Origin of the sequence: Shewanella sp. 10N.286.45.A1, from assembly GCF_041470405.1 — a bacterium.
GTDB lineage: Bacteria > Pseudomonadota > Gammaproteobacteria > Enterobacterales > Shewanellaceae > Shewanella.
Window position 1 is genome coordinate 1 of the sequence record NZ_JBFRMK010000102.1, and the last position, 564, is coordinate 564.

Here is a 564-nt window from a genome sequence, read left to right on the forward strand (position 1 = left end):
CGGAGAGGTGGCCGAGTGGCCGAAGGCGCTCCCCTGCTAAGGGAGTATGGGCTTTAACTCCCATCGAGGGTTCGAATCCCTCCTTCTCCGCCATTCTTTAAATACAAAAAAACCGCTTTTATAAGCGGTTTTTTTGTGCCTGTAATATATTCATCTGTAAATCTTATCATTCTAACCTTCCTCAAAATAATCACTCCATGTGTCCTCAACATCTCGTTATCCGCAAACACTAATATGTTGTACTTTATTCTGCCTTGACGAGAGTGTTCATGCCCTAGGGCCACTACACAGGTGAAGAAGAGTATTTGGAGGTTTGAAGCTAGCTGCGGTAAAAAATTGGCAAAACGCTGTATGCCTCTCTATGGGATTTGGATATACGGCTAAATGGTCTATTTTGTTCTGTACAAGATAAGACGTTCCCGCTCTCCTTGGCGGTCAGGTATAGGAGGTACGAGACTAAGGATGGTCGAAGGTAGAATAATGCAAGCGCAATTATCGAGAGCGAAGCAAGATGCCAGAGCCGAGAATAACGATTTGCTCAAATTCCACTACTTGCCTGCAGCG

1 tRNA gene is annotated in these 564 nt (G+C 45.0%); it reads left to right on the forward strand.

What is annotated here, in order from left to right:
• The first annotated feature begins 1 nt into the window (after position 1).
• A tRNA-Ser gene (locus tag AB4238_RS08855) sits at positions 2-93 on the forward strand.
• Positions 94-564 lie beyond the last annotated feature (471 nt).